7 protein-coding genes and 1 pseudogene are annotated in these 5,030 nt (G+C 63.7%); 2 read left to right on the top strand and 6 right to left on the bottom strand.

The window, feature by feature from the left end; translation table 11 throughout:
- Positions 1-417 (bottom strand): annotated as a pseudogene (locus AX685_RS16760) (iron permease); the annotation flags it as partial.
- Positions 417-1,043: a cation transporter gene (locus AX685_RS16755; RefSeq protein ID WP_004212870.1), complete on the bottom strand. Its 627-nt coding sequence runs from the start codon at positions 1,041-1,043 to the stop codon at positions 417-419. The gene AX685_RS16755 and the pseudogene AX685_RS16760, both read right to left, overlap by 1 nt.
- 78 nt (positions 1,044-1,121) lie before the next feature.
- Between AX685_RS16755 and AX685_RS16750 the strand changes: the two genes are divergently transcribed.
- On the top strand, positions 1,122-1,538 hold the full coding sequence (locus tag AX685_RS16750) for a MerR family transcriptional regulator (RefSeq protein ID WP_004212867.1): 417 nt from the start codon (positions 1,122-1,124) through the stop codon (positions 1,536-1,538).
- On the opposite strand, the gene AX685_RS16745 is transcribed toward AX685_RS16750, so the two are convergent.
- From AX685_RS16745 to AX685_RS21220, 3 genes are all read right to left on the bottom strand, one after another.
- Positions 1,532-2,734: an aspartyl protease family protein gene (locus AX685_RS16745; protein ID WP_081609172.1), complete on the bottom strand. Its 1,203-nt coding sequence runs from the start codon at positions 2,732-2,734 to the stop codon at positions 1,532-1,534. The genes AX685_RS16750 and AX685_RS16745 overlap by 7 nt on opposite strands.
- Before the next feature lie 262 nt (positions 2,735-2,996).
- Positions 2,997-3,218 carry a GDCCVxC domain-containing (seleno)protein gene (locus AX685_RS23380; RefSeq protein WP_081609171.1) on the bottom strand — a complete coding sequence of 74 codons (222 nt, stop codon included), beginning with the start codon at positions 3,216-3,218 and terminating at the stop codon, positions 2,997-2,999.
- On the bottom strand, positions 3,218-3,634 hold the full coding sequence (locus tag AX685_RS21220) for a mercuric transporter MerT family protein (protein WP_017980799.1): 417 nt from the start codon (positions 3,632-3,634) through the stop codon (positions 3,218-3,220). Before AX685_RS21220 ends, AX685_RS23380 begins: the two co-directional genes overlap by 1 nt.
- 62 nt (positions 3,635-3,696) lie before the next feature.
- Between AX685_RS21220 and AX685_RS16740 the strand changes: the two genes are divergently transcribed.
- Positions 3,697-4,113 (top strand): MerR family transcriptional regulator, encoded by a 417-nt coding sequence (locus tag AX685_RS16740; protein ID WP_017980798.1) that lies wholly within the window; start codon positions 3,697-3,699, stop codon positions 4,111-4,113.
- 73 nt (positions 4,114-4,186) lie between these two features.
- On the opposite strand, the gene AX685_RS16735 is transcribed toward AX685_RS16740, so the two are convergent.
- A partial coding sequence (locus AX685_RS16735) for a cytochrome P450 (protein ID WP_156445884.1) occupies positions 4,187-5,030 on the bottom strand: 844 nt, incomplete at its 5' end.

Raw genomic sequence — 5,030 nt, 5'->3', positions numbered from 1 at the left:
GGAGACGAGGTTCGGAGCCTTATCGGGCGCGAGCGGCACCGGGTAGGCGCGCAGCAGATCGGCCGCGAGCCCGTGCGCCAGTGTTGCCACCTGTTCAGTCGATCCCTTTTCCGCGATTACCGCTTGGAGGTTGGCGGCCCGCTGAATGAGGGCTTGGCGCTCCGGCTTCGCCGGCAGGCCTTGAAGCCGTGTCGAGACCGACGCGGCAAACTCATTCATTTCGGCGTATTCCGACGCGCTCTTGATCCGACCGTTCGCGACCGCGCCTCCATAATCGACGGCCATATAGTCGAGCAGCCGCCATGCGGTTTGCACGTCGCCGGGTTCGGCGAATGCCGCAGCAGGGATCAGCAGCGCAGCGAGCGCGGCGAGCAGCCGCAGCGAGAGCATTGCCCGGATCAAGGTGAGCAGACGCACTACCGCTCTCCCAGTTCGCGCCGAGCGCCAGTGACGATTTCATAAGCGGAGTGGAGGAACAGGAGGGCGATGAGGCCGGCGACGGCGAGGTCCGGCCAGGCGCTTCCTGTCCACGCCACCAGACCGGCCGCGGCGATCACCGCGACATTGGCGAGCGCGTCGTTGCGGCTGAACAGCCAGATCGCGCGAACATTGGCGTCCCCTTCCCGGAAACGCGCAAGCACCAAGGCGGACACGACATTGATCGCGAGCGCGACAACGCCGATTGTGCCCATCAGTTCGGCATCCGGCGCGGTTGCGTTCAGGGCGCGCCAAATCGCGAAACCGATTACGCCCACGCCAAGCGCACCGAGAAACAACCCCTGCGTCAGCGCGACCTTTGCCCTCGCCCGTGCGGACCAGGCAAGCGCGAGAAGACCGATAAGGCTGATCGACCCGTCCCCGAGAAAATCGAGGGAATCCGCTTTCAGCGCTTGGCTATCGGCGATGAACCCGCCGAACAGCTCGGCGACTCCGAAGCCGAGGTTGAGCACCACGACGGTCAGCAGCGCACGGCGATAGGCCGGATCGGTTTGCGCGCGCGCGGGCTCCCCGTGGCACCCGCAGCTTTCGGTAGAAGCATTCATGCGGCCTTCCTTACCACCTCCAGTCGCTGTAGAAGCAAGCGAAATGTGCGACACGTTCGCATTAGCAAGGATGGCATGATGAAGCCGGTGATGATTGGGCAGCTCGCCAGCGAGACGTCGACAAAAGTGACGACGATCCGGTTTTATGAGTCGATCGGGTTGCTGCGCTCCGCCCCGCGCACGGCGTCGGGCCGTAGAACCTATGATGCCAGCGACATCGAGCGTTTGCACTTCATCCGCAACGGTCGCCGGCTCGGCTTTTCGGTCGACGAAATACGATCGTTGATGGGGCTGGCGCAGAACCCGGACCAGGATTGTGGTGCCGCCTCAGCTATCGCTGCTCAGCACCTCAAGGATGTTGAGGAGAGGCTGGCGCAACTCGCGGTGTTGCGGGATGAGTTGGCAATGCTCAGCCAGAGCTGCACCAAGGCGCGCATGGCCGATTGTCGGATCATGAAGGCGATCGGCAAAGGCCACCCTCAAGCCGATCAGTAATAGTCGGCTAGCCTGAGGTCGCGCACATCACCCGAGGCTATCGTCAGCTTTACGAGGGTGCCAGCAGGCCGGGAGCGCACTTGCCAGAGCTCCCCACGCGTATAGTTCGCATCGATCGAATGGCCGTTCACCGCCACGATCCGGTCGCCAACCGCCCAGCCAGCCTTTTCCGCGGGACTGTTCGCCGCCACATGAACGACGGTGAGCGCCGTTGGTGAGGCTGCGAGGCCAAGGCCGCTACGGTCCTTCAGCATCGGCAGGCGACGACGAGGACCGAGTGGCCGGAGCCACACGAATCCGGCGGTCACGTCGAACACCACGTCGAATTGAGCGATCAGCGGTAGGCCGACATTGCCAACCGTGCTGGTGGAGAGCCAAGCTCTCATCCCGAGTGTGGGGACGTTCGAGACGCCAAGCCCTTCAATGTTGATGTTCTGGGTTGTGAAAGCATCGTTGACCCGCACGCCATCGACGCCGCCGATCGCCGCGGTCGAGACGAGCTTCCCGTTCAACAGCCCTTGATCGCGGGCATAGGCCGACGAGAGCATCAGCGCGGCCGAGCTGCCAAGATCGATCATCAAGGGCACGGGAGACAGGCCCTCGACGGAGGCCCGGATGAACAGCTCCTGCTTGGCACCGCGTCCGAGCGCGACAGCGCGCCAGTCGGGGCCGGCGAGAAACGTGCCTGACTTGACGACCGCCATACGCCTGTTCGCGAAATCGAGCGCGATGCAGCTGCCCGTGAACATATCGGCACCGAGGAGAACGTCGATCGGTCGTCCGAAGGCCGCCGACACTGAACTCAGATCACCAACAACGGCAAAGGGTAAGCGACGGGTTTCGCGGGCGAGCTGTACGTCGATGTCGCGGACCAGCAGCACCGGGGCCTTGGCGCTCAGCCCGCTAATCATGCGCCGCTCACCATTGTTCAAGCCGAGCTTCGTCGCGAGCGCCGTGCTCATGATCGACGCGCCGCTGCCACTGTCGAGCACCGCCCGCGCCGGCACTCCGCGCACTTGTGCCGAAACAAGGAGGGTATCACCCGTGCCGACTTCCAGCGGCTCCCATTCGAGGTGAGCCGCGCCGAAGTTCCACGAGGCCGCAGACCGGGAAGTCTGTCGCGCGAGCGTTGGAGAACCGAGCACCAAGCCGGTTCCACAGGCCACCAGCCGCGCCACTAATGAGCGTCGAGACATACCGATTGCTTCAACACGGGCCGTCAAAAAGCCACCTCCAGCCCCCCGTCCGCAGGAGAGCAAATTGCGGTTACATGCTCTAGCAACTGGAGGAGCAAGGGTTTTTGAAGCGCCCGAAATGCTATCCTGTTCAAATGCCCTCTCGAAAATGAGCAGTTGAGGCAGGTCAGGAACCGGTCGAATAAGACCGAAGTAGGCAATTTCGCTTGCGCGACCTTGGCGAGCAGGACCCCAGTTCACGAAGAAACGTGAAGCTATCGCCTCACCCGCAGCAGCCCGCCACAGTCCCGTTTGCTTTCGCTTCCTGGATCGGAGGGCATGGGACATCGCCAAATGAGCAGAACACGCAGCAGTCGCCAGCCAGGGGCCGCAGCACCACCGCGCAATGCCGGCAATCATAGAAGAATTGGCAGGCGTTGGTGGGCATCCTTTCGGTGGCCACCCCGCCGCATTTGGGACAGGTCAGGGTTGAGGTGAGCTGCATCAGGAAAGCGCGTTCATCAGCGGCGCTTCTAGGAGGTCCCAGGCGAACGCGATAAGCGTCAGAACCGTTCCGATCGCGAGCAGGATAGGTGTCGCGCGCGAGGGCAGCGGCATTGTGCAGGACCGGTCCCCAGCACAGGACCTCCGCCGCTGCGCGTAGGCCCACCACCCAGCAGCCAAGCCGATGAGGGAGGTCGCCGTTAGCGGCCACCGTAGTGGTATCAGCGCGGCGAAGTTGCTGGACAGGCCCGCCCCCAGGCCGAGCGCCGCGAGTGCGAGGGGCAGGACGCAGCATGACGCCGCAGCTAGAACAGCGGCTAAGCTCGCAAGCGCGCCGAGGGCGGATAGCCCCGTGTCGGCGCGACGTCGTGACGTTGGTGCGCCTAGGGGTTCACGCGGGATGGTCTCTTGGTTCATCTATCGCCTCTAGCGGGTTAGCCCGTTATGCATCCTGTAGTGACTACAGGAGCAAGCAATATATGCGCGTTGAGGAAAGCATCACGATCGGCGAGCTGTCTCGCCGGACTGGCGTGAATATCGAGACGATCCGGTACTTCGAGCGCGTTGGTGTTCTCGCAACGCCACCCCGCACAAGCGGCGGGCGGCGGGTATATGGGACCGGTCACGTCCGCGCACTTGGGTTCGTCCGTCGCGCGCGCGAACTCGGCTTCTCCCCGGCCGAGGTGCGCGCGATCCTGTCTCTTGGCGGTTCTGCGCAGGCGTCATGCAGTGAGGTCCGCGAGATCGCGGCTCACCATCTAGAGCGTGTGCGCGCTAAGATGGAGGATCTGGCGCAACTAGAAAGCCTGCTGGCTGCGACCATCGACCGTTGCGAAGGCGACGGGGCGGCGAGGTGCGCCGTGATCGACTTGCTGAACCAACATTCGACTGCGTAGATGTCGCATCGCACCCCGTACTCGCGCAAACGGTCGATAACGGAGCCGATCACCATCACCACGGCACGCGGCCCTAGCCACCTATGTGGACGTTGCGCATCACGAAGCCGCTTTTCGGAAGCGCTGGCAGCCTGGCGAAATCGATGCTCAGGTCTTGGTCCGGTACGTCATAGCGCATCGCGTTGACGAGGAGGTGTGCCGCCACCTTCATGATCGCGAGGACGATCCATTCGCCGGGACAGCGATGGCCGAGATAGTGATCGCCGCCGCCCTGCGGAATGAAGTTGAAGGAGTCTTCGTCCCAAGCCCTGAAACGCTCAGGGCGAAACTCCTGGGGGTCGGCCCAGGTCGCTGCGTCGTGATTGCTCCCATAAAGGTCTAGCACCACTTGACGCCCTTCCGGAAAGGCCATCCCCTCCCACTCGAAATCTTGGCTCGCGCGCGCCACCACAGCGGGAAAGAAGGGATAGAATCGGCGGACCTCTTGGACGAAGAGCTCGGCATAGTCCGGCTGCTGAACCAAGGCCGCCCTGATCCCTGAACAGGTTTGCAGCGCGTGGGCGACGAAGGTGATGTACACTGCGATCGCGACGGTCGGGCGAAGGACATTTACCAGTTCGACCGCTGCGACGTGCGGCGAAAGAAGATCGTCGTGCCGGTCGCGATGCCAGGCTATCGCGTAAGCCGCGGTCCCCGAGCCCGAGCCGATGCTCCCGGCCCGAATGCCTTCAATGATCCGCTTCGCCCATGCGTCGACGCGACGACGGGCCAGCCGTGACCAAAGATGCCTTGGGCTCGCCGAGCCGGCGGCGTCGAACAGCGCCCGCAGCTCGCCCGCGCGGTTGCCGGCTTCATCGTCCGGTGTGGATCGGCGTGGAAAAGGGACCCCGGTAGCGGGGTGATCGGCGTCGAAAAGG

Source organism: Sphingomonas sp. CCH9-F2, from assembly GCF_001556735.1.
GTDB lineage: Bacteria > Pseudomonadota > Alphaproteobacteria > Sphingomonadales > Sphingomonadaceae > Sphingomonas > Sphingomonas ginsenosidimutans.
This window is presented reverse-complemented; position numbering and strand designations above follow the sequence as displayed.

What these genes read in the sequence shown, in the direction of transcription:
- AX685_RS23380 (WP_081609171.1), bottom strand. Translation starts at nt 3,218, where the DNA reads ATGCAGCTCACCTCAACCCTGACCTGTCCCAAATGCGGCGGGGTGGCC.
- AX685_RS16755 (WP_004212870.1), bottom strand. Translation starts at nt 1,043, where the DNA reads ATGAATGCTTCTACCGAAAGCTGCGGGTGCCACGGGGAGCCCGCGCGC.
- AX685_RS16745 (WP_081609172.1), bottom strand. Translation starts at nt 2,734, where the DNA reads ATGTCTCGACGCTCATTAGTGGCGCGGCTGGTGGCCTGTGGAACCGGC.
- AX685_RS16750 (WP_004212867.1), top strand. Translation starts at nt 1,122, where the DNA reads ATGAAGCCGGTGATGATTGGGCAGCTCGCCAGCGAGACGTCGACAAAA.
- AX685_RS16740 (WP_017980798.1), top strand. Translation starts at nt 3,697, where the DNA reads ATGCGCGTTGAGGAAAGCATCACGATCGGCGAGCTGTCTCGCCGGACT.
- AX685_RS21220 (WP_017980799.1), bottom strand. Translation starts at nt 3,634, where the DNA reads ATGAACCAAGAGACCATCCCGCGTGAACCCCTAGGCGCACCAACGTCA.